This is a genomic window from Algoriphagus sediminis, assembly GCF_030403435.1.
GTDB lineage: Bacteria > Bacteroidota > Bacteroidia > Cytophagales > Cyclobacteriaceae > Algoriphagus > Algoriphagus sediminis.
On record NZ_JAUEPH010000004.1, the window covers coordinates 385975 to 409272 of the forward strand.

The following is a 23298-nucleotide window of genomic DNA, read 5'->3' on the forward strand; positions in this document are numbered from 1 at the left end:
CTTAATTATTAATCAGGTTAAGGATCAGGGCCAAAGCAGTAATTGCTGATATTACCAGAGCGATTGATTCAGCTGCATTTTCACCTGCACCTATTTCTCTCACCTTCATGGGCTCAGCATAAATCTGATCGTTTGGCTGAATAAAGTAAAATGGAGACTCAACTATTTGTCGATCCAAAAGATCTATCTTATGAAGTTTGGTGCCATCAGGGTATTGACGAATTAAGAGCACTTCATCTCGTTTTGCAACAGGACTCAAATCTCCGGCATTGGCTATGGCTTCAAAAATGGTCATTCTATCCTGCAGAACTACGAACTTACCTGGGCGTCTAAATTCTCCTAAAGCAGAATATCTAATTCCTCCCAGCTTCACTTTTACATAAAGCTCGGTTTTTACAATAGATTTTAATTTTTCTTCAATGGCCACTCTTGCTTCATCAATGGTCTTGTCTTTTACATTTACTTCTCCAACAATAGGTAGTCTAATATTGCCATTAGTATCAATGGTATACCCCGTCATGTAGTAAATATCACCACCGCTCTGTCCAGCTACATTTCCCATTTGAGCATTCATAGGTATATTTTCGCCGTTAAAGCCATTTTCTATCAGCTGCTCAATGGTCTGTACATTTACATCAAGGATGTCATTGTACTGTAGCCTATACTCCGGGATTTCGTAGGTGATCAAAGAATCCTCAGAAATGGGTTCATTCTCTTCCAGATTCTGGAGATAGATGATTTTTTTATTGGAAACGCAGCTGGAAATAAGAATTAACACCAAAAAAGGTAAGCCTGCCTGTAAAATTCTACTCATATAAACTCTTTGATGCTTCGGATTAAAACGTGGTAAAAGTATAAATTTTCACCTTATTCAACCTACTTAATTGCTGATTTTGCAAAAAGAAATCCTCTATTTTAACGAAAACTTATTTATGGCCTTTTCTAAATCTTCCTGAGTGTCTATTGCAATCGGTTGAAAAGAAGTTTCTACCATTTTTATTTTCAAACCTAAATCAAATGCTCTCAACTGTTCCAGCATTTCCACTTGCTCCAAAGCCGACTTAGGAGCTGAAGTAAGTTTCAGCAAGGCTTCCTTTCTATACGCATAAATCCCCAGGTGCTTCCAATAATGCACATTTTTAGAATTATCCCGATTGAAAGGAATTTTAGAACGGGAAAAGTATAGAGCCTCATTATTCGAATTCGTCACCACCTTCACCACATTAGGATTATCGGCTTTTTCAGATGAAATTTTCGTTTTCAAACTAGCCATTTTCACTTTTTCATCCCTAAATACTTCAATAAGGGATTTGAGAGTAGGTTTATCCTGAAAAGGTTCGTCCCCCTGCACATTTACAACCAAATCAGCCTCCACTTCTTCCAACGCTTCAGCTATACGATCCGATCCACTTTCATGTTCCTTTCGGGATATAAAGACATTTCCTCCTAACTCTTTTATTTGCCCTTCGATCTCACTTGAGTCAGTCACGACCCAGACTTCATCAAACAAACCAGTTCCCAGAGTACTCAAATAGGTTCTTTGAATGACAGATTTACCCCCAAGATCCTGAACAAGCTTTTTCGGAAGGCGAGTGGAATTGAGTCTTGCGGGAATTAAGGCGACTGTTTTCATTAAACTCTAAAAGCCTTTCTAATCTTCTTGAAGAGATTCCAATCCTTCTTCTTAATCAACTTCTTTTTGTTTTCAAGATCATCCCCATAGTAATTATACATGTACTTGTTGTTCTGGGAATAGAGGTAGGTATTACCATATCCGTAATTGTAGCCCTCGTAATGGTAACCAGAATTCACGATGCCATTAAAGACTCCATATACATTCACCACCTGCTTGTTATTAAAGAGGTCATTTATCATAACCAGGTGATCTTTAACGGTATAGCTTTGTCTGACTACATAAAGATTGATATCGAAAAGACGCATCAGATCAATGGTCTCAGAAACCAATCCCATTGGAGGCGTATCAAAAATGATGATATCAAAATTGGCTTCGAGAAAGGCAAGGAAAGTTTTAAGCCTGGGTGTTTGTAATAATTCTGCAGGGTTTGGAGGAATTACACCGGATGGAACATACCATAAGTTCTCCTGCTCAGTATCACAAATAATATCACGAGCCTCAGCTTTTCCAATTAAATACGTGGAAAGCCCCACTTTCTCATCACCCCCAAAATAGGTAGCAAGCTTCGGCCGCCTCAAGTCTCCTCCTACCACAATTGTCTTTTTGGAACCCAATGCCATGGCAGAAGCCAGGTTTAATGAGGTAAATGTTTTCCCTTCTCCCGAGACGGAGGAGGTAACCAAAATTTTCTTTGAAGCTTTATTGCTTGCCAGATAGGTAATGGCCGATCTTAGCGATCTAAATGATTCGGAAACGGCCGACTTTGGGTGATCCAAAACCACTTTATTGGTATCCTTTTCACTAAAACCGATGACCCCAAGCTGGGGAATCATAAAATGCTTTTTCAGATCTCTCTGGTCCTTGATGGTATCATTAAATAGATCCTTGACCACGATAAAGCCAAAAGGAACAAGGAAACCCAAAATGACTGCTAAACCGTAGTTTTGCTGCTTCTTTGGGAAAACAAGAGTGCCCTTCTTGGCTGGATCCAAAATAGAATTATCCGACACATTCGAAGCCATCGCAATCCCTGCCTCGGCTCTCTTTTCCAATAAATAGGTATAAAGAGACTCCCTCAGCTTAAACTCTCTGAATATTCCCGAATATTGGGATTCTGATTCGGGAAGGGTTGAAAATTCAGCATCATAAACTGCGATATCGTTATCTATAGTCTGGATTTTCTGTTGCGTATTTGCGATCAGGTTATCAATATTTTCTTCCAGAGCTTCCTGAACCTCCATCATCTGCACATCAATCTTGATTACCTCGGGATGCCTCTCACTTACGGAAGCCAAAAGCTCTCTTCTTTCCTGTGATAGGGTGACCAAAGTTGTAATCAAACCATTCAAAAGTGGATCCGGAACTCCAACTACGGATGGGGCAATCACATTAGAGTAATCCTTGCTGCGGGAATCCATGTAGCCCTTGATCTGCCTGAAGTAATTGAGCTGATAGTCTAATTCTGCTTTAGTTTCATCCAGCATATTCATTTTTCCAAGGATATTGGAAAATTCTGCTGAAACATCGAGTAACTGATTCTCCACTTTGAACTCCTGGAGTTCCTGCTCTTTATTTTTCAGGGAATCCTCAAGGAAACCCAGCTGCTCTTCGATAAAGGCCAGGGTATTTTCCTGAATCTGATTTTTTTCATTAAGGTCAAATTCTATGTAGGAAAGCATCAGCGCATTAATGTAATCGCTTCCCTTTTCAACCACTTTCGTGGTTAGACTAATATTCAAAACAGATCCATATTCATTAGCCAGACCCACCGAAACCTTGTTTGAATACTCATTCGCCAATTCTAATGGATTCCTGAAATTCACCACCACGGCATCTCCTACTCTCCCTGGATTCACCAGATGAACAGTAAACTTGGATCTTGCTGTGCTAATCTCATCTCCAAAGGAGTAGGTTTTATTATAAATCGATTCATCACCTGCCGAAGCGGTAGCGTTCATACCCAAAAAGTCATCTTCTTCAGGAACCAACTTATATGTATCATCCGAAAGAATCTGAACTTCTATTGGAGTATCGGTAATCTGAAGGTGTTCCCAATCCACTTCTACTCTAATCGGAGATCTATCGTAAAGCTCAATGGCTTTGATATTTGTCTTGGCAAAGTACTCCACATCGAAATGCACTTTTTCCAATGCATTAAGAGCTAAGTTCTTTGACTTCAGTCGGGCGATATCGTTTTGAAGGTTTAGGCCTGTGGAAAAAATATTCGAGCGGTCAAAAATTTTGGACTCCGGAGAATCATTGGTTTTGATTACCATCGAACCATTCACCTCAAATTCATCCACCGTGTATCTGTGGAAAAGGAAAGTCCCCACAAAAAAGACGAAAATAAAGAGCACATACCATGGCCAAAAGCGAAGGTATTTGGCCACCACATACCTTATTTCTAAGGCTTTCTCTTCATTATCCAGTTGGCTGAGATCTAACTTCTCCATATTAGTTACTTCCAGAGACCAAATTAATGATTAGCAAGGTAGATGCCAATAGTCCCGCAAATAAAGCCATAGTTGCAGTAAGATTATCAGCTGTACCAATTTGGCGTATTTTCATGGGTTCCAGATACAAAATATCATTGGGTTGAATGAAATAAAATGGGCTGGCAAGCAAAGCACGATCATTTAGGTTGATTTGATGGATTTTCACTCCATCATCATACTGCCGGATCAGAAACATTTTATTTTTCTTTCCTAGAATGGTGGTCTCACCTGAGTTTGCCAGAGCATCGAAAATAGTTGCCCTATTTTTAAAAATGATCTGAATACCAACACTATTAAACTCTCCAAGTGTGGTATAGCGAATTCCGGCTATTCGTAATCGAACATATACCTCTTCCTTAAAAAAGGCATTGATCTCCTTCTGCACCAAATTCTTCGCCTGCTCCTCTGTTAATCCTGCAATCTTGATTTTTCCCAGCTTTGGCACCTCCACCATTCCCTCCTGATCAATTGAATACCCTGTGAAATAAAGTGGATCAGATCCACCTTGGCCTCCACCACCGCCGCCCATACCTCCTACTCTTCCCTGATTTCCGGTATTGTTTTGAAAGGAAAAGGCCTGGGTGAATTCTTCATTGCTAGACGCAAAGCTGATTTCCACTATATCAAAAGGCTGAAGCACATATTCATAATCTACTTCTGCATAAGGAATAAATTCCTCAAGCTCAATGGGTTCATTCTCGGGTAAATTTTGGAGATAGGTGATCCTTTTATTGCTGATACAGCTCGCGCAAACTGCCGCCAAAAAAATTATCAAGTAAACTTTTCTCATGAAGGGTAAATTGATGGGCTAAATATAGAAGTTTTAGGTTATATGTTGTCCGTGTTGGTCCCGATAGCTATCGGGATAGGTTGTAGGTTTTTGGTTGTAGGTTCGGAGTTCAGAGTTCAAGGTTTAGGGTTCAGGGTTGTAGGTAAAGAGTTAAAGGTTAACGGTTAACGGTTAACGGTTAACGAATTTTGTTCATGTGTTTGAGATTACTAATTGGATTTAATAATGACTAATCTCAATTTCCTAATCACTAATCCCTATTCTCTAAGTCTCTTAGTCTCTCCGTCTCCCATTCTCTCATTCCCTAGTCTCTTCTATCCAATCCCTACTTAACTAATCACCAATCAACTAACCACTAAACCCAAATCCCCATTCTCTCATTCTCCTAATCACTAATCAACTAATCCCTAACCACTAAACCCAAATCCCTATTCTCTCATTCTCCCAATCACTAATCAACTATCCCAAATCTATATCCAAACCCCAGAAGAGATTTCTCACCCTTTCAGGGATTCGAAATGACATTTAAAACATTTAACCAATTAACTAATCTCTAATTCTCTCCTCTCTAATTTCCTAATCCCTATTCTCTAATGAACTAATCACCAATCAACCAATCACTAAACCCAAATCCCTTATCTTGCGCCTCAGTTATGCAAATCAGAAAAGCTTCCGAAGAAGATATCCCAGCTATTATTCAGCTCTTAAAAGAGTCCTTGGGCGAGTCCATGATTCCAAAATCTGAAAACCTTTGGCGATGGAAGCATATTCATAATCCCTTTGGAGAATCACCTGTATTGCTGGCTGAAGAAGACCAAAAGCTTATCGGAGTGAGAGCCTTTCTCCGTTGGGACTTTATTCATTCCGGCAAAACCTACAAAGCCTGTAGGGCCGTAGATACTGCCACCCATCCCGATTACCAGGGAAAGGGAATATTTAAAACCCTCACCACTCAACTGATCCAGGAAATTCATGAACAGGGTATTGACTTTATTTACAACACTCCCAATAAGCAAAGTACCCCGGGTTACCTGAAGATGGGATGGGAAAAATGGGGTCAACTTCCTCTTAAACTTCATTTTCATCTTAACTCTGGAAAAAACACCCATCCGCTAGACCCTCTACCCTGGAAGGATATTGAGGGTTTGGTGAGTCAGATTGAAGACCGGGATGAAGTAAGTGATGGTACTGCCTTAAAGAAAGGGTATTTGAAATGGAGGTATCTGGATTGTCCGCTTTTTCCATACTACTATTTAAGCGATTTTGAATCCTATCTTCTTTTCTACCGAATCAAAGAAGGTAAGCTCGGTAGAGAAATAAGAATTTGTGATTTCTTTAAAACCAGAGATTTAAACCCAAAAGAAATTGAAGATTTGAAAGCTCAACTGAGTGAGGCACAAAATCTATCTGGAGCGAGATTTACGTCCTTTTCGGGTTTAAGCTTTGCGAAGCAAAAAGAAATAAACTTAGGCCCCATCCCAATTCTCAAAGCCGGACCATTGGTTACCTTAAGACAGGTCAATCCAGACCTCAATCCATTTGAAATCTCCTGGAACTGGTCACTGGGGGATTTGGAACTATTTTGATTTTTCAAATCACTTTTTCTTTCATCATTTGGCCAAGAGACGCCATATGCCTGGACTGCATCCCCTCACGGTGGTCGGTGTCCCCACCGAACACTGAATTCCTACCTTCTCCTCACCGTGGTCGGTGTCCCCACCGAACACTGAATTCCTACCTTCTCCATGGTCTGTGTCTTAAAACACATCAAAATCTCTCTCGATAATCTGTTAAAATTCCAAATTCATCTTGGCCACCTTCATAAAATCTCGCCGAAGACCATTTATACGCCTCCGGACTGACCGCTAAGTTCCAATGTACCTGCAAAGGATTCAAATGTATATACTTGATCTTCTGCTCTACCTTCGCCTTGGTGTCCATCAGAACCGCCAGAGGATCACGCTGCCATATGCGAACTTTTCGATCTGATTCATCCACCAAAAATCTTGAATGAAGCGAAAGGTTTTCGAATTTTATTTTTTTGGCTAAAAGATGACTTGTAAACTTATTGAAGCTTGCATGAGGCATCTCTTTTCCATTCATCTCCATCATTTCCCAAATTAAATGAATGTGATTCGGCATGATCACAAATGCATAAATCTTTATTTTTCCTCTCATCACCAATTCCTGAAGTGAGGAAATTAAGACCCCTTTATATGCATCCTTGGAAAGTACTTTTATCCAATCCTTGATCGTGTCGGTCCAAAAATAAACCTCCTCTAAATCCATTTGCGAATTCCTTATGTTTTCAGTTAAAGGGGTCATAACTTATGTGGTCTGCGAGGGGATTAAGTGGTCTGTGAGGGAATTATCTGGTCTGTGAGAGGATTAAGTAGTCTGTGAGGACACAGACCACGGGGGGGGGAGCTCTAAAGTAACTGTGAGACACAAACCAAGGGTGAGGTGATCTGTGAGTGAATTAAATGGTCTGTGAGGACACAGACCATGGGTGCGGTCACTGGGGGATTTGGAGCTCTTTTGATTTTTCAAATCACTTTTTCTTTCATCATTTGGCCAAGGGAAGCCATATGCAGGGATTGCATTCCAAAATTCTCCCTTAGTAAATCATAATAATCTAAAATCTCCTGCAATTCTTTGAGGCATTCTTGAGGGGCTGAACCAAAATTATGAGGGTGCCACCAAAGATGATAAACCTCTCCATTTTCTGCTGCAAATGCCATTTCATCCTTCACTCGCTTTAATCTTTGGCTATTCATCCATCCATTCTTTAAAGAATAAGGTCTAAATATCCTCGATGCAGGAATAATCAAGGGTTCATTCGGATATTGAACCATCTCATCATATCCATAGGAAGTCTTGGCCCCTACCGGGAAAAAGCAGTCTGCAGATCGGAAGAGCTTTTTGCTAAAGCTTTCATGTTGGGTTTCCTGCCAATACCAATTCTTGGGATTTCCCCTCACTTGCTGATAACCCTCCTCTAAGCAAACCTTAAGATAAAGTTCATTGATATGGTTTCTGGGAAAGACCAGCGACTCAAGGCTAAGGCCAAATTTCTCTTTTGCAATTTCCTGGGTAGCCTGTAAATCCTGCCGAAACTGCTCGGGGCTTTGCCCACGCACCAAAGTGTAATAATGTGCATAGGAATGAGAACCCAGTTCCTGTCCCGGAGTATCCAAAATCATCTTCACCAACTCCGGAGCAAAATGCACTTCAGGCTTAATTCCATATTGCTTCACCCAGTGATAGGCCGATAGTTCCCTATCCCGATAAGAAGGCTGAAATTCGGGCGAATACTCCTTCCATTCTTCTTCATTTTCCGCAAAAAGCATCCCTACCGTCGCCCAGGTAACCTCCACCTTATGAGCTACAAACATCTCCAGCATGCGAGGAATCAGCTCCCGCGTATTCGAAAAGTACTCAGGTTTATACTTGGTTCCCACTTTGTCAAATATCCCCCAAAGGAGTTCGAAGTCGAGGCTTATTGTGAAGGTGGCGTTTTTGATTTTAGTAAGGATTTAAATTAAAATTGAGGAATCGACTGTTTGAAACTAGAGAATAGAGAAACAAAAATGAGGGATCAGGGAATTGGGATTAGGTACTTTGTATTCCAGACATATGAGTGAAGAAATCATTCTCTGTTTTTTTCTGTGAGGTATCTGATATATCCATTAAGAATCTTCAGAGATTTCTGACATTCCTCTTTCAAAGATTGAAAAGTATCTTCTGAGATATATTCCTCTTCTTTGGCTTCAATTAAATGATCTAATACTTCAGCTAAGGAACCGCGAGAATTATAAAAGAATTTTCTACTATCCAAAAAGTGGTACCGGCCCCAACCCTCAGCAATATTTGCGGTAGCAGACCTAGCCGCTCTCAGTAGTTGAGAATGCAACTCATATTTTTCTTTTGTAGGAAGGTTATTTAACACCTCTGTTTTAATTCTTCTCTTCAGTGTTTGTGCCGCCTGCCAACACTTTAAATCCTCAAAAGTATCCAAAACCCTTATTCCTGATAAACTATTTCCAAATCCCTAACCACTAATCAGCTAATACCTCACCCCTAATCACCAATCAACTAATCCCTGACCCCAAATCTCAACACCCTCCCCGCATCCTGGCCCCTCGCTAAAATGATACTCAATCATTTTTTAACGCTCGGTCCTCCCAAATCCCTATTCTCCTATTCTCTCAATCTCATATCAACCAATCTACTTCTCAACTACTAAACTTTCCTCCTCAAGCCTCCTCCTCTCCTCCTCCACAATCCTATTAAAAATCTCACCTCTTTTCTTAATCCGGTTTGTTTTCTGCCAGTCCATAAAGGCTACGATCACAAAGAGCATGAAATACATGATCTGTGACTTCTGACGGATAATGATTCCCAGATTCGACATTACGAAAGTCATGGAAATAGAAATAGAAATAAATACCACTCCGGACATCTTCACCATAGCAGGTGCCTGCTTGATGTAGGTGATAAAATCCTTTTTCAGGATCTTGCTAAACATGTAGATGTAAAGTGCATTCTCCATGGAAACCACCAGACCTATGGCATTCGGAGAGTCTATAAATAGCGGCCTAAACCAAAAAGTAAACAGCTTCATCGGTAGACTATAGGAACCCATATCAACAGCAGATCCTGCAGATTGTAGCCTTTGCCTATTTAGGGCGGATTCCTCATAAAAACTTTCAACAATATTATTCGGGTCATATCCCAAAAAGGAAATCAAGTCTTCATACACATAAATGCTCATACCTATGGCGAAAAGCACAACCAGATACTTCTGATAGACGGGGACTTTCTCTCTACCCAAAACAAAGCCTACTCCCATTCCAATGAGTGTAGCAAAGAGTATGTGAGGGCGAATCATATAGGTGAGAAATGCTCCAAATGCAATATGGTAAGGTCGTTTGGCAGGCCAGGACAATCCATAAACCAAAAAGCCAATCCCAGCAAAAATTATGGCTCCCTTGCCCAAAGAGGCTGTCCAGAAATGCATATTTGGCAAAAACATAAACAGGGTAATCGCATCCCAACCTTCGAACTTGGGATTAAAGCGTAGGTTTTCCTTAAAAAAACAATAAAAATAAACAAAGCCCCAGTACCCCAGCCAAGTACAAAGGAACATCATCATATCATAGTTAAAGCCCAGCCAATTGGCAAAGGGATAATTCAACCATTCCACAAATTGGGTTCCCTCATGAAATGCATCAAACCAATTATTGTAGTGTTTATAGCTTTCGTAGTATACTACAGAATCAGATCTATTAAACTGAGCATAGGTCCAATACACCAATCCAAAGAACATATGATACCAAAAAAGTTGATTTAACAACCCTGCTTTCAGCCATTTATGCCGTTTCTGAAGATTACTCAGTACCGGCTGGCTAATGCCAAAAAGGATCAATATAAGTATTACTGCGCCGAGCATTTATCGGTTATCCGTTATCCGTTATCTGTTGTGGGTTGTCAGTTGTCAATAAAACTTAATGTTGATTTGTCATTTCGAACAAAGGGAGAAATCTCTATTGGTTTTAGGTTCGGGGTTCAGGGTTCGGAGTTCAGGGTTCGTCTAATCTCTCATTCTCTTGGTCTTTCCAACCCCCTAGAAGATATTTCTCACCCTTTCAGGGATTCGAAATGACACTTGAAACAATTCACCAATCAACTGATTAACCAATTAACTAATCATAAACTAATTGATTCTCCATTCTCTAAATCTCTCACTCTCTATTCTCGTTTCAACCAATCCCTAATCAACTAATAACCGATTCATAAACTGCCTCAATCTCCTTCACCATTCTCTTCATACTAAACTTCTCCACTACCCTGGCTCTGGCTGATTTAGCCATTTTAGACTGCAGTTCAGGATCGCTCAATAATTTGATACAATAATCAACCAACTCTTCATACTCATCAATTTCGGAAAGAAAACCTTGATTTCCATGTTGGATGATCTCTCCAATCCCACCTGCTCGGGTAGCCACCACAGGCACCTCGCAGGACATGGCTTCCAGCATTGCTATGGGTAAACCCTCGAATTCAGAGGTGCTCAGATAAATATCCATTATGGATAGATATGGGATCACCTCCTTTTGAACCCCTACCAAATGAAAGTTATTCCCAAAACCGGATTTCTCTATTTGCTCCTCAATTCTTTCTCTCCACTCTCCATCTCCCACCAGCAAAAAATGAGTTTCGGGTTTCAACTCTAAAATCTTCAAAGCTAAATCAACCCAGATCCATAAGCGCTTTTGGGAACGAAATACTGCGACTTTGCCGATGATTTTAGAACCTACTGGAATTGATAGTTCTTCTTTCAAATTATGGGTTGTACTGGGTTCCGCGATAAAATTTTCCAAATTAGTTTTAGAGATTCGGGATTGGGGATTAGGGTTACCTTGAGAATTCTCATAATTAGAGACAGTAGGCTTTGAAACTGCACCGGACTTAGAGACTAAGGGACTAGGAGATTCAGAATTCTTCTCGGGATGATCCCTTAGTCTCCCAATCTCTAAGTCTCTATGTCCTTCTATACCTTTCCCCTGATCCCTATCACCTATTTCCTTTCCCCTTATCTCTAATCCCTGATCCCTATTCTCAATTGGCCGCCCACATCCTGGCCCCTCACTAAATTTATCCACTGGATAATTTTTTAACGTTCGGTCCTCCATATCAACTATTTCCTGTCCCCTATTACCTAATCCCAAATCACTGTTCCCACATACTTGAGCCCTATTCACAAATCCCTGCTCCCCAAAAACAATTCGTCTAAAAATATCGGTATTCACCCCATTCCGAATCACCCTCACCTTTAATCTCCCTCCTCTTTGGTATGGGTCAAAGATGGAATTCAGCTGCATGGAAAGTGCCACCTCATTGGAAACGGCGATGGCTACGTCCTGTTTTTTGAACGTAAAGCGATTACCCCAATAGGAAATAGAATTATATCTATCCCAGGTATTGTGCTCTGTGTATACGATAGGAATATCAATTTCCTTTCCCACCAATCTGGAAAGTATCCCTGCCCAGGGCAAATGAGCATGTACTATATCGATTCCCTTTTTCTGGATAAACTCCCGAACCTTTCGGACCTGAAAAAACAAACCCAAATTACCGGAAGGAATTAATTCTACCTGAATACCTGATCCTTCAAGTTCATCTACAATATTATTCTCCTGATGATAGAAATAGAGGCAGAAAAAATCGTATTTCTCCTGATTATGTACCTTGGCTGTCTCGGGTATTAATTTTTCAGCTCCCCCTCGGCCCAAAGACTTTATTAAATGAAGGACTTTGACCCTTTTATCCATTCTTTTCGATAAGTTCTTTATAAAATATCTCGAATTCTGTTGCCACTTTACTCATGGTTAAGTTTTCTGAAACCAACTGAAAAGCCTCTTCTACTTTTGTTTCTAGTTGTTCTTTTGGTTCATTAAAAACCTTTTGAATGGCTTTGGCAAAACCTAAAGAATCCCCGGCAGGAACCAACCAGCCTGTTTTCTCTGATAATACTTCAGAAATCCCTCCTACATCATAAGCTATTACAGGAACCTTACAATACATGGCTTCTAAAATTACCCCAGGTAACCCTTCAATTTTTGAAGGCATCAATAAGGCACGAGCTTGTTTTAAAATGGGAAATATATTCGCTTGGTTAGGAATAATCTTCACTTTATCCCTAAGCCCTCGTTCATTTATAAATCTTTCAAGCTGTGATTCAAGTTTTCCAGAACCCAAAAAAACCAAATGAAGATCGTTCCTTTCCAATTCTTCAAAAATACTGAGCATCCCTATAGGGTTCTTTTCAGAAACCAAACCTCCGATTTGGATAATAAAATTCTCTGGTAAAGAAATTTCAGGGATGTCTTCCATTTTTTCGTCAATTTCAGAATTAACTATTCCGATTGTCAATGTTTGATGTGACTTTAATGAAAGATTGAAACTTTCCATCAAATCATTTTTTGCTATTTCTGAAACGGAAGCTATTCCATCTATTTGATTCAGAAGGAATTGATTGAATTTTCTGTGGAATGTTCCTCTGATAAAATCACCCATCATATTAGCATTTCGGTAAACCAAAGGACTTTTCCAGCCAAACAAAAGTTTGGAAAAAACACCGAATTTTAACGTATCTGCAGCATTCAGTTGGATAAGATCTGGTTTAGATTCTCTAATTAACTTTGCGAATGTTCTCCATCCTACATAATCAAAAAACCTATTTTCAAGTCTTCTTTGAAGATGAATCGTTCCACCTGAAAAAGTTATCATATTTTCTTCCTTGAAAATGGAAACCAATCTCACTTCATGCCCCATCTTTTGGAGTGCTTCAGAAAGTTGTATCGCGAAAATCTCAGCTCCACGGCGTTGGGGTTTTTGGATGACCTGGATTATTCTCATTTTTCTATTCGTTCGAAAACCGAATAAAGTACTTTCTCATAATCCTTTGAGATTACCTCTATATCAAAATCTTTTTTAGCTTTTTGCCTAGCTTTTTCTCCCAAAACCTTCACTTTCTCCTTGCAAGAAATTGCCCAAATCATTTTTTCAATCAAAGCTTCTACCTGACCCACAGGGTAAACAAGGGCGGTCTCGCGATCGGAAACGGCTTCAAGGTTCATCGAGATATCCGAAGCAATAATTGGTATTCCTACCATCATGGCTTCTACCAAGGCCCCTGAAAAACCCTCATACCATGATGGGAAAATGAAGCAGTCGTAATTGAGCAGTAAATCAGCTGGATTAATGACTTTTCCTGGTAAGGAGACAGAATCTTTTATAGCCAATGTGTGAATAAGATCTTCTAAATTATGCCGAAAGGTCCCTTCTCCAAAAATAGTCAAAGTACAATTTGGATATTTTTGCAGGACCATTGAAAAAGCTTGAATAGCATCCTGAAATCCCTTCCGCTCCAATAAACGGCCATAGGAAAGGAAATTATAACCCTTTTGAGATTGCTTCGTCATTGCGAGCGAAGCGCGGCAATCTGATTCTGACTTTCCTTTACCTAAGTCCCTTTTCCCTTTTCCCTGATCACTATACTCTAATTCCTCCCCACATTCTGGCCCCTCACTAAATTTATCCACTGGATAATTTTTTAACGTTCGGTCCTCCCTATTCCCTAATCCCTGATCTCTTTTTCCTAATCCCTGATCCCTACTCACAAATCCCTGCCCCCCAAAAAAAATCCGTCTAAAAATATCGGTATTCACCCCATTCTGAATCACTCTGACCTTTAATCTACCTCCTCTTTGGTACGGGTCAAAAATGGAATTCAGCTGCATGGAAAGTGCCACCTCATTGGATACGGCGATAGCCACATCCTGCTTTTTGAACGTAAAGCGATTGCCCCAATAGGAAATGGAATTATATCTGTCCCAGGTATTATGCTCGGTGTAAACAATAGGAATATCAATTTCCTTTCCTACCAGTCTGGAAAGTATTCCTGCCCAAGGCAAATGTGCATGTACTATGTCAATTTCTTTTTCCTGAATAAACTCCCGAACCTTTCGGACTTGAAAAAACAAACCCAGATTACCGGAAGGAATTAATTCAACCTGAATCCCTGATGCTTCAAGTTCTTCTACAATATTATTTTCCTGATGATAGAAGTAGAGACAGAAAAACTCGTAATTCGCCTGATTATGCACCTTGGCTGTCTCGGGAATTAGTTTTTCTGCCCCCCCTCGGCCAAGCGATTTAATTAAATGAAGAATCTTTAATTTCTTAGGCATTGGTGTCAATTACTTTCCGATAAAAATCTTCAAACTTGGATGTAACTTGAGGCAAGTTGTACTCCTTTTCAACCAGATTTTTTGCACACTCTAATTTTCTATCCAAATCTTTTTGATTTGAATTAAGAACTTCCTCAATTGCCAATAAGAAAGAGTCGACATCACGCGTAGGTACCAACCAGCCAGTGTTACCAGATAAAACTTCTGAAATTCCTCCAACATCATAGGCAACGACAGGTACTTTACAATACATTGCCTCAAGAATAACTCCTGGTAAACCTTCAATTTTTGAAGGCAAAATCAAAGCCCGAGCTCTTCTTAGAATAGGGAATATATTCGATTGGTTAGGGATAATCTTCACCCTATCAGCTAGCTCTCGTTCATTTATCAATCTTTCAAGTTGTGATTCCAGTTTTCCAGAACCTAAAAAAACTAAATTAAGATCAGGCCTTTCCAAAGTTTGAAAAATACCGAGCATGCCTATTGGATCCTTTTCAGGCACCAAACCTCCAATCTGGATGACAAAATTCTCAGGTAAAGAAATTTCAGTGTTACGATCTATTTTTTGTTCGATATCAGAATTGACTATTGCGATGGTTATGGCTTCATGTACCTTGTATGAGTGATCGAATGTTTCAATCAAATCGTTTTTTGAAGATTCTGAAACAGATGCAATTCCATCCACTTTATTCAAAAGGAATTGATTGAATTTTCTGTGTAACACTCCTTTGATAAAATTGCCCATCATATTGGCATTTCTGTAAACCAGAGGAATCCTCCAACCAAACAAGAGTTTCGAAAAAACGCCAAACTTCAAGGTGTCTGCGGCATTTAACTGAATAAGATCTGGTTGAAATTCTTTGATTAGAAGAGCAAAAGCCCTCCAACCGAACCAATCATAAAACCGCTTTTCAAGTGGTCTATTAAGGTGATTAATCCTTCCTGAAAACACCAACTCATTTTCATTTTTGAAAATGGAAACCAGCATCACTTCATGGCCCATTGTTTGGAGTCCTTCAGACAGTTGTATCGCGAAAATCTCAGCTCCACGGCGCTGGGGTTTTTGAATAACCTGGAGTATTCTCATACCGCTATTCGAGCAAAAACGGAATGAAGTACTTTCTCATAATCTTTTGAGATAACTTCGATGTCAAAGTTGTTTTTTGCTTTTTGTCTGGCTTTTTCTCCCATACTTTTCATTTCCTCCTCATGGGAAATAGCCCAAATCATTTTTTCAGTCAAAGCTTCTACCTGACCCACAGGGTAAACCAAAGCGCTCTCCCTAGCGGAAACTGCTTCTAGATTCATGGGTATATCTGATGCAATAATGGGTATTCCTGCCATCATGGCTTCCACTAGGGCCCCTGAAAACCCTTCATACCAAGAAGGAAATATGAAGCAGTCATTTTCTAATAAAATCGTGGTGGCGTCATTGCGAGCCGACCGAAGGGAAGGCGTGACAATCTCATTCTCTTTCCGATAACTATAGCTACCTCCAAATCCAAATTTACCAGGAAGTTTCACATGATCAGTGAGGTCTAGACTAGTAATTAAACTTTCTAATTCAGATCGATAAGGCCCTTCTCCATAAATGGTCAGGGTACAGGCAGGATATTTTTTAATCACCTCAGAAAAGGCATTTATGGCATCTTGAAAGCCTTTGCGTTCCAGTAGACGACCGTAAGAGATGAAGTTTCGAATCTGACCCGTCATTGCGATCCCGATAGAATCGGGAGAAGCAGTCTCCTCATCAGAAGATTTTTCATTGTCTTTCGAGATTGCTTCGTCCTCGTACCTCGTCCTCTCTCCCGATAGCAATCGGGAGACGTCTCCGCTGTCATGCACAATATAAGGAGCAGCCCTCCCCCGATAAACCACCGAAATCTTATTTCGGTCAATTTTCAATGTCTTTACATGTGAATCTGCTAACGATTTAGCATTGGCAATCCAATGAACTGGAACTTGGGCAGTCCATTTATCCAACCAATAAACGATTTTATATTTCAGCCCCTTCTTATTAGTCCAAGCAATAGGCGCATAACTATCATTTACCAAAGTACCCACCAAGGGTATTCCAGTAAAAATGGAAGCCATTCTGGTGATGATATCTGCCCTCCAAAGCGAGGAAACTAGGAGGTCAGGCTTTTCCATCTTGATCAATCCAACCAAACGATAAATGGCCAAAGGGAAATGATAGGTTTCGGGAATATCCAAAAAAACGAGCTTGATATCTGAGCGCTCGTATTGTTCGCGTAGGTCATGCTTTGGGTAGAGGTAGACAAAAATCAAGTCAATTTCATCCGAAAACCTTGAAATTAATTCCAGATGACTTTTTTCAGCACCACCCGCATACAATCCATCTTGAATAAAGAAGAGCTTCAATATAAATCCATTGTTTTACCACTCACACCTTTGTTGTAATGGTAAATGGCAAGCCAAATAAGCCGGAAATTTTTCAGACCATAATTGATCCCAAATCGAAAACCATAGAAAGATTTCAACACCCACTTTTGATACAATCTTAACTTCATTGCTTTTAAGGTCAAAGTATCTGAAATCATGAGAAGGTTTCTTAGGCTATAATACTCTCGAATAAGGTTGTTCTTTTTTTGATAGAGGGGTCTTTCAAAATTAAGACGTTTTGCTGCTTGTCTTGCTTCCAGAAATAATGAGCAATCCACCATCAAAGCATAACCAGCTCGAGATACTTTCAGACAAAAATCCAATTCTTCGAATCCAAAAAAGAGCTTTGGATTAGGTGCAATTTTTTTCTTGGCAACTTCTGAACTTACAAGCATACACATACCCCCTGCGACATAATCTACCTCCACAATCTCTTTTTTCTCCAGCAAACGAGTTTGAACGCGTTTGATAACACCTTTTTTCCGATCAAAAAATTGACCAACACATCCCAAAACACCAGCAAATGGATTCTTTGTGCTAATTGCCAATAGTCTCTCGAAACAGTCATTTCGAAAAGGAGGGTCATTGTCATCGCCCCAATAAATCCAATCTACACTCTCTTTGGCACACAATTCCAACCCCTTGGCTGCTGCTCCGGCGGGTCCTGCATTATGACCCATTCGATGGTAACGGATCCTAGGATCAAGCAATGAGGCGACAGCATGATCGGTTTCGAGCCCTTCAGAATTGTCGATAATCCAAATGAACTCAGGTTTTAGAGTCTGGTTAAAAACAGAGCTAATCGTGTCTATCAGAATAACTGGCCTATCGTGTGTAATGATAAATCCTCCCAATTTAACCATGATCGACGGTCTCAGAATACAATCCTCTAGCAATAAAGGGAAATAGAGAAATACCCCACCTACCCCATGTCGAGGGTTTTGAAGGTTTGAACTTAACCGCTTTCCAAAGATGAGTTTGAGCCTTTCGGAAATCTCTGAATCTAAGATGATTTACTCCGATAATCTGATGATATAAATGCTTTACATGGTCATTTAAAGAGGCAGAATGTTTTTCTAAAATTATTGAAAGTGAGTCCACCATGTTTTGAAGGTTTTTAGAGCCGCCGGTAGGACATGGGTGGTAAATGAAATTAAACTCTGAGATGTAACTTACTTTTGGTTTTTCCGAAAACGCTCGATAAAAAAACTCCGTATTTTCTGCAAAAAGCAACCTTTCATCATATCCATTAAGATTTAGAAAAAAATCTCGCCTAACCATCCAAGCACCTGGGATTACTATTCTATCACCCATTGCTCCAAGTGAGTTATCCGAGGTAGAAACATAATGTCGTTTCCCATTAGGCTCAACCGAAATCATGTTACAGAAAATTAAATCAGGAGTCTTTTGGATGTGACTTCTAAAAGAATTTAACCATGAATCCGTGAAGTCATCATCATCATCGAGAAAAAGCAAATAATTTGATGTTGCTAATTCAGCCCCTAAATTTCTTGCAGAACTTACACCTAGTCTTTTACCTCGATTCTTGTATTTAATCTTTTTTCCAAAATTAGCTTCAATAGCTTTATTTAAGCTCTCCATACTGTCGTCGACCACGATTATTTCATCTTCATCATCAAAATGGATGATTTTCTCTAAGAGCTTGATTAGTTGAGCAGGACGATTTAGGGTAGGAATAATTATGGAAATTCTTTCCTTCACTATTTAACTTTTCTCTTAGCTTGAATATTTTGAAGACTCTGAATGGTATCTACGGTGAACCAATTTTCGGGAGAAATTCTTGAAGCAAAAAGAGAGCTACTTGAAATTAAATCCATCCAAACTTCAGAGAAATTGGATTTCGGTGACATTAGGTTATTCAATTGGTAGGGATTCAAAATTTGAATTCCAGAACAGTAAGTTGATGCTGGATCAGACCTATCCAGTTTTTGAACCACTTGATTACTGTGATGGATGAAATCACCTTCGAGGCCAGAAACTGGTTCGACTGGAACTACCATACATGGTGGTTTATTAAGGTTTAAATAATCTTCATACAAATCCTCAACCTGAAAATCGGTCACATTATCCGCAGTCATCACCAAAACAGGTTCATTCAAATTCTTCAGCAGTGAATTAAAGATCCACCAGGCATTCCCTTTACCTTCGGTATTAATTACTGATGACACACCTAATTCAATAACGTGTTTTGCCAATTCTGCCCCTTTGTATCCTACGGTAATATGAAGGTTTTCTAAATGTGGCCTTACCTTTCTAATACCAGAGGCTATGAGCGTAGAACCCCACAACGGCGCCATTGGCTTGGGGATTAAGTCTGTTAAAGGTGCCATTCTAGTTCCTCTTCCTGCGGCCATAATTATTCCATGCCTGATCATACTTTGTTTTTATTCAGAAGGGGATTTATCAATTAGGTTAACTATTTCTTCTCTTGATAATCTTTGAGTGTTTGCAGAGGACAAACCAACTTCCAAAGGCTTTTCTACCCTTTCATTAAATGAAATCAAATAATGGCTTATACCTCCTATATCGAGTTCCTCAGTGTAAGGTAATTCTAAATCTCCTATGAGAAATTCATCATCCCTTTCACCTGGCCTCCCTTCAATTTTTTCCCATTTACCGCCTTTTTCTTCGATCCAAACTTTTAGAATATCTTCGATTTGAGCGGCTTTCATGTATCTAGACAAAACTTTTCCCTGAACCAAATCGATATTTCGGATTGCATTTATTACCAATTCAACAGCTTCTTCGACCGTGAAAAAGAATCTTCTCATTTCAGGACCGGTCGTACCAATAATCTTGGTCTTTCGATGCATTTCAGACCAAATCGGTAAAACTGAGCCTGTGGACCAAGCCACATTCCCATAACGCACGGCACAAAACTTAGTGACTGCATTGTCATTCATGGCACAAAAAACTCGTTCCATTATACTCTTTGTCATTCCATATAGATTTCTTATTGGAGGGGCAGCCTTGTCCGTAGATATTCCAACTACAATTTCAACTTTCTTTTCAGAAGCGACTCTAGCTATATTTTGGGAACCCAGCACATTCACATCTGTACACTCCATAGGGAATTTTTCAGCCAAATCAACGAATTTCGTCGCTGCAGCATGAATAACGATGTTTGGCTCGAATTGCGAAAAAACATCACGGATGGATTCAATATTTACGATATCCATCGGAGCGACTTCACAACCAGTTGAGCTTTTTGCAAACATATTCTGCTTATTATTTCTACCTGTAAGGATTACTCTAAAGTCCGTTTTTAAAGCCTTTGCTAGATTTCTGCCAAGAAATCCTGTTCCTCCTGTTATCAGAATTGTTTTTTTCATCTTAATTTTTTTTCTCTCTGGAATTTATGATTGCTTCAAAAACCTCCAATTTACCTCTCCGAAATCTTTCGTCTGGTTCAAGGTAATTTCCCTCAGCCCACTCATTCCAACTTTTTATAAAAAACATCGAATCTTGATTAGTATTCATACAGTCTATTATCTTTTCAATATGCTCCCCAAAGAGTTTTAAACTAAAGTCATAATGTACAATACCTCTTTTTCCGGATCGAGGAGTATTATCCCAGCCCGTATGGAGAGTAGGGTAACAATCAGAAGGCATTGGTTGATTATAAGTGCGCTCAACCATCTTCTTGTAAGAAGACAATACACACCCATTTCTTAATTTGCTGAAAATTTCATCCGGGTATTCTCTGGTAATTTTTTTTATAGCTTTTTCAAAGAAGCTGAAATTACCCTTCTTCAGGAACGTATCATGAAAGACCAAACCATTCAAATTTTGGTATGGATTTTTTTGATGATACGAAATGCCCAAAAAATAAACACCCTTTAAACCAGCTTTTATCGCAAGAGAATTCCAATGACTTATAAAATCTTCTAAATAAGGGTGGTCGAAGGGCCTATAAATTAGAAATAAAGGTTTTTCTTTAATTCTGATGTACCTTGAGTCTAAAAAATAAGGGAGTACTTCCTCAAAGTGAGCTTGATCATCCTCCTTCCCCAAATACTCCTGCCTTATTAAAATCCTATCGGGGGCTCCATGCCATATCCCTGACCAAGTTTGATTTGCCCAGGCAAAACAGATGGGAAAATCAGGTTTTCCTGATCTCAGAAAATCATCTGCAGGCTTCTCTAACAATCTTCTGCCACCACCAAACCAATAATGCCAGTAGCAAAAGCCAAAAACTCCAAACTCTTTAGCAAGTTCTGCTTGCCTAATTCGAACTTCCTCATCCCTTAAATCATAATACCCTAAATCTGAAGGAATGTGAGGTTGATAATGGTTATTAAACAATGGCTTCGCTTTCCTAACATTTGTCCACTCTGTAAAACCCTTTCCCCACCATTCGTCATTTTCCGGAATTGGGTGAAATTGAGGAAGATAAAATGCAATTGGTTTAAGCTTCATTCTACTTAAACTTCCTAAAGAATCTCAATAAAATGGGTGGCACAAAGTCCCGAATAGAAACTCCTCTTTTTTCATTACTTTTTAATAGGAACAGGTTTTTATGTTTTTCCATAAGTTTTCGCTTCGCAATCTGGACCGCCTCCCTATTTTTTGAAATATTACTTTCATGAAGTCTTATCAAAGTACTTTGATCAGGTTTGTAGCCTCGGTAATGAAATACCTTCCCAGCTAAGGCGCATCGGATCTGAAAATCCCAATCTTCAATATACTGTAAAGATTCATCATAAAAACCAATCTCTTTAAAGACCGATGCACGGTATAAAGGTGCAGAAGTAACAAAGGGGTTTCTTTTCAATATGGTATTCAGTACGGTCTTATCAGATCGATCTATTTCCACAGTGCCTGTCCATCCTGAATCACTATAAATATGCCTTGTTCTATGGGGGTCATCAGAGTAAAAATATCTGGCTCCGGAGTAAACAATATCCACTTCAGAATGGGACTCTAAAAAGTGAATCTCATTACTAATCTTGTTTGAGGTTAACAAATCGTCTGAATCCAAAAGCTGAATAAAGTCTCCCCTAGCCTTGTCGATACCCAGGTTTCTTGCACTTGAAATTCCACCATGCTCTTTTTCAATAGTAATAAATCTTGGGTCTCTGGAAATAAAGTCCTGAGCAATGGAAATCGTATTATCAGTTGAACCATTATTAACAATGAGACATTCCCAATCTTGAAAGCTTTGCTCTACAAGGCAATCCAAGGTTTCTTCGAGGAACAGCTCCGAATTATAACATGGAATTATGATAGATACCCTTGGGCTCATTCAAACAACGCGTAATGAGACTTTTTAATCAAATCCAATCTTTCTTTAACTGTGAGAAAACCATTTTTCAGAATTTGAATACTGGTTCGTATATCTTTTGAGCTTCTATAAAAATTTCTTAAAAATAGTTTCTTGACTACACGCCGAACTTCATTGTCACAATCCCAGGGATCTTTTCGAAGAAATTCCATACACAAATCACCTACCTCCTGTAAGTTTTGGTTTTGACCTGATGGACCTACACTGACAATGGATTTTTCTTCCTCAGTGAGCTCACGTTTTAACCAAAACCCGGCGAATTGAACACGCAGTTTATTTGCCTCCTTTCTTCGCTTTTCAAAATTTTGAGCTGTGAATTGGTTTTCACTCTGTCGATATTTAAGCAAAACCTCAGGAAGTAGCCCAAAGTCTGTGATGCGACTTAGGTTCATCCAGAGTTGGTAATCCTCCAAATACCCGGAAAACACCAACCCATACTTATCCATAACTTCCTTCCTAATAATTACGCTCGGATGAGCAAATGGACAGTCTAACAATAAAGAGGGTTTTAAGTATGCGTTCTCAACCGGCGAATTAAATAGAGTTCCGTCAAAATATTCGACCAGCGTTCCGCTAAGTCCAATATTCGGGTTTGTTTCCATATACTCTACCTGTCTTTCAAATCTCATAGGTAAAGCAACATCATCCGCATCCATCCTTAGGATGTACTTTCCAGAAGCTTCTGCAAAACCAGTATTCAAAGCTCCTGCTATCCCAAGGTTTTCCTGCAGTGATAGAATCTTGATTCTTGAATCTGTAAAACTTGAAAGACTTTTAAGTGAATTATCCGTTGACGCATCATCGACAACAATCAGTTCAAAATCTTGCAATGTTTGGTTCAATACACTTTGAACTGATTCTTTAACACAGGTCTCCGCGTTAAAAACAGGCATCAAAACTGAAACCAAAGCCAT

General features: G+C 39.5%; 21 protein-coding genes. 1 reads left to right on the plus strand and 20 read right to left on the minus strand.

Translation table 11 applies throughout. The features are described 5' to 3' along the window. Position 1: 1 nt before the first annotated feature. The 4 genes from QVH07_RS11000 to QVH07_RS11015 all read right to left on the minus strand — a co-directional run bounded on the left by QVH07_RS11000 (position 2) and on the right by QVH07_RS11015 (position 4921). Positions 2 to 814 carry a polysaccharide biosynthesis/export family protein gene (locus QVH07_RS11000; RefSeq protein ID WP_290000363.1) on the minus strand — a complete coding sequence of 271 codons (813 nt, stop codon included), beginning with the start codon at positions 812 to 814 and terminating at the stop codon, positions 2 to 4. Positions 815 to 910: 96 nt separating this feature from the next. Continuing rightward, the gene (gene kdsB, locus QVH07_RS11005; protein ID WP_290000364.1) at positions 911 to 1633 is read right to left on the minus strand and encodes a 3-deoxy-manno-octulosonate cytidylyltransferase; all 723 of its coding nucleotides are present in this window, start codon (positions 1631 to 1633) and stop codon (positions 911 to 913) included. Continuing rightward, a complete protein-coding gene (locus QVH07_RS11010; RefSeq protein ID WP_290000365.1) occupies positions 1633 to 4089 on the minus strand; it encodes a GumC family protein in 2457 nt (818 codons plus the stop codon). The genes kdsB and QVH07_RS11010 overlap by 1 nt, the downstream gene beginning before the upstream one ends. A 1-nt stretch (position 4090) precedes the next feature. Beyond that, positions 4091 to 4921, minus strand: coding sequence for a polysaccharide biosynthesis/export family protein (locus tag QVH07_RS11015; RefSeq protein WP_290000368.1), 831 nt, complete (start codon positions 4919 to 4921; stop codon positions 4091 to 4093). A gap of 653 nt (positions 4922 to 5574) precedes the next feature. Here QVH07_RS11015 and QVH07_RS11020 point away from each other — a divergent pair. Further along, positions 5575 to 6507, plus strand: a complete 933-nt coding sequence (locus QVH07_RS11020) for a GNAT family N-acetyltransferase (protein WP_290000369.1) — start codon at positions 5575 to 5577, stop codon at positions 6505 to 6507. Positions 6508 to 6688: 181 nt separating this feature from the next. Here QVH07_RS11020 and QVH07_RS11025 read toward each other — a convergent pair whose 3' ends face one another. From QVH07_RS11025 to QVH07_RS11100, 16 genes are all read right to left on the minus strand, one after another. Next, positions 6689 to 7246, minus strand: coding sequence for a transposase (locus QVH07_RS11025; RefSeq protein WP_290000370.1), 558 nt, complete (start codon positions 7244 to 7246; stop codon positions 6689 to 6691). Between the two features lie 221 nt (positions 7247 to 7467). Continuing rightward, positions 7468 to 8382 carry a polysaccharide deacetylase family protein gene (locus QVH07_RS11030; protein WP_290000371.1) on the minus strand — a complete coding sequence of 305 codons (915 nt, stop codon included), beginning with the start codon at positions 8380 to 8382 and terminating at the stop codon, positions 7468 to 7470. Between the two features lie 188 nt (positions 8383 to 8570). Further along, the gene (locus QVH07_RS11035) at positions 8571 to 8939 is read right to left on the minus strand and encodes a four helix bundle protein (protein WP_290000373.1); all 369 of its coding nucleotides are present in this window, start codon (positions 8937 to 8939) and stop codon (positions 8571 to 8573) included. Between the two features lie 210 nt (positions 8940 to 9149). Continuing rightward, complete coding sequence (locus tag QVH07_RS11040; RefSeq protein WP_290000375.1) at positions 9150 to 10250, minus strand: hypothetical protein; 1101 nt, start codon at positions 10248 to 10250, stop codon at positions 9150 to 9152. 448 nt (positions 10251 to 10698) lie between these two features. Continuing rightward, on the minus strand, positions 10699 to 12255 hold the full coding sequence (locus QVH07_RS11045) for a glycosyltransferase (RefSeq protein WP_290000376.1): 1557 nt from the start codon (positions 12253 to 12255) through the stop codon (positions 10699 to 10701). Beyond that, positions 12248 to 13342: a glycosyltransferase gene (locus QVH07_RS11050; protein ID WP_290000377.1), complete on the minus strand. Its 1095-nt coding sequence runs from the start codon at positions 13340 to 13342 to the stop codon at positions 12248 to 12250. The genes QVH07_RS11045 and QVH07_RS11050 overlap by 8 nt, the downstream gene beginning before the upstream one ends. Next, on the minus strand, positions 13339 to 14676 hold the full coding sequence (locus QVH07_RS11055) for a glycosyltransferase (protein WP_290000378.1): 1338 nt from the start codon (positions 14674 to 14676) through the stop codon (positions 13339 to 13341). Before QVH07_RS11055 ends, QVH07_RS11050 begins: the two co-directional genes overlap by 4 nt. Further along, positions 14669 to 15763, minus strand: a complete 1095-nt coding sequence (locus tag QVH07_RS11060) for a glycosyltransferase (RefSeq protein WP_290000379.1) — start codon at positions 15761 to 15763, stop codon at positions 14669 to 14671. The genes QVH07_RS11055 and QVH07_RS11060 overlap by 8 nt, the downstream gene beginning before the upstream one ends. Continuing rightward, positions 15760 to 17058 carry a glycosyltransferase gene (locus tag QVH07_RS11065; RefSeq protein ID WP_290000380.1) on the minus strand — a complete coding sequence of 433 codons (1299 nt, stop codon included), beginning with the start codon at positions 17056 to 17058 and terminating at the stop codon, positions 15760 to 15762. Before QVH07_RS11065 ends, QVH07_RS11060 begins: the two co-directional genes overlap by 4 nt. Further along, positions 17055 to 17942 carry a glycosyltransferase family 2 protein gene (locus QVH07_RS11070; protein ID WP_290000381.1) on the minus strand — a complete coding sequence of 296 codons (888 nt, stop codon included), beginning with the start codon at positions 17940 to 17942 and terminating at the stop codon, positions 17055 to 17057. The genes QVH07_RS11065 and QVH07_RS11070 overlap by 4 nt, the downstream gene beginning before the upstream one ends. After that, positions 17935 to 18801 carry a glycosyltransferase family 2 protein gene (locus tag QVH07_RS11075; protein ID WP_290000382.1) on the minus strand — a complete coding sequence of 289 codons (867 nt, stop codon included), beginning with the start codon at positions 18799 to 18801 and terminating at the stop codon, positions 17935 to 17937. Before QVH07_RS11075 ends, QVH07_RS11070 begins: the two co-directional genes overlap by 8 nt. Next, positions 18801 to 19475 (minus strand): nucleotidyltransferase family protein, encoded by a 675-nt coding sequence (locus tag QVH07_RS11080; protein WP_290000383.1) that lies wholly within the window; start codon positions 19473 to 19475, stop codon positions 18801 to 18803. The genes QVH07_RS11075 and QVH07_RS11080 overlap by 1 nt, the downstream gene beginning before the upstream one ends. Before the next feature lie 9 nt (positions 19476 to 19484). Next, the gene (locus tag QVH07_RS11085) at positions 19485 to 20432 is read right to left on the minus strand and encodes a polysaccharide biosynthesis protein (protein ID WP_290000384.1); all 948 of its coding nucleotides are present in this window, start codon (positions 20430 to 20432) and stop codon (positions 19485 to 19487) included. A gap of 1 nt (position 20433) precedes the next feature. Then, positions 20434 to 21519: a glycoside hydrolase family 99-like domain-containing protein gene (locus QVH07_RS11090; protein ID WP_290000385.1), complete on the minus strand. Its 1086-nt coding sequence runs from the start codon at positions 21517 to 21519 to the stop codon at positions 20434 to 20436. 1 nt (position 21520) lies between these two features. Then, on the minus strand, positions 21521 to 22345 hold the full coding sequence (locus QVH07_RS11095) for a glycosyltransferase (RefSeq protein WP_290000386.1): 825 nt from the start codon (positions 22343 to 22345) through the stop codon (positions 21521 to 21523). Next, positions 22342 to 23298: a glycosyltransferase family 2 protein gene (locus QVH07_RS11100; RefSeq protein WP_290000387.1), complete on the minus strand. Its 957-nt coding sequence runs from the start codon at positions 23296 to 23298 to the stop codon at positions 22342 to 22344. The genes QVH07_RS11095 and QVH07_RS11100 overlap by 4 nt, the downstream gene beginning before the upstream one ends.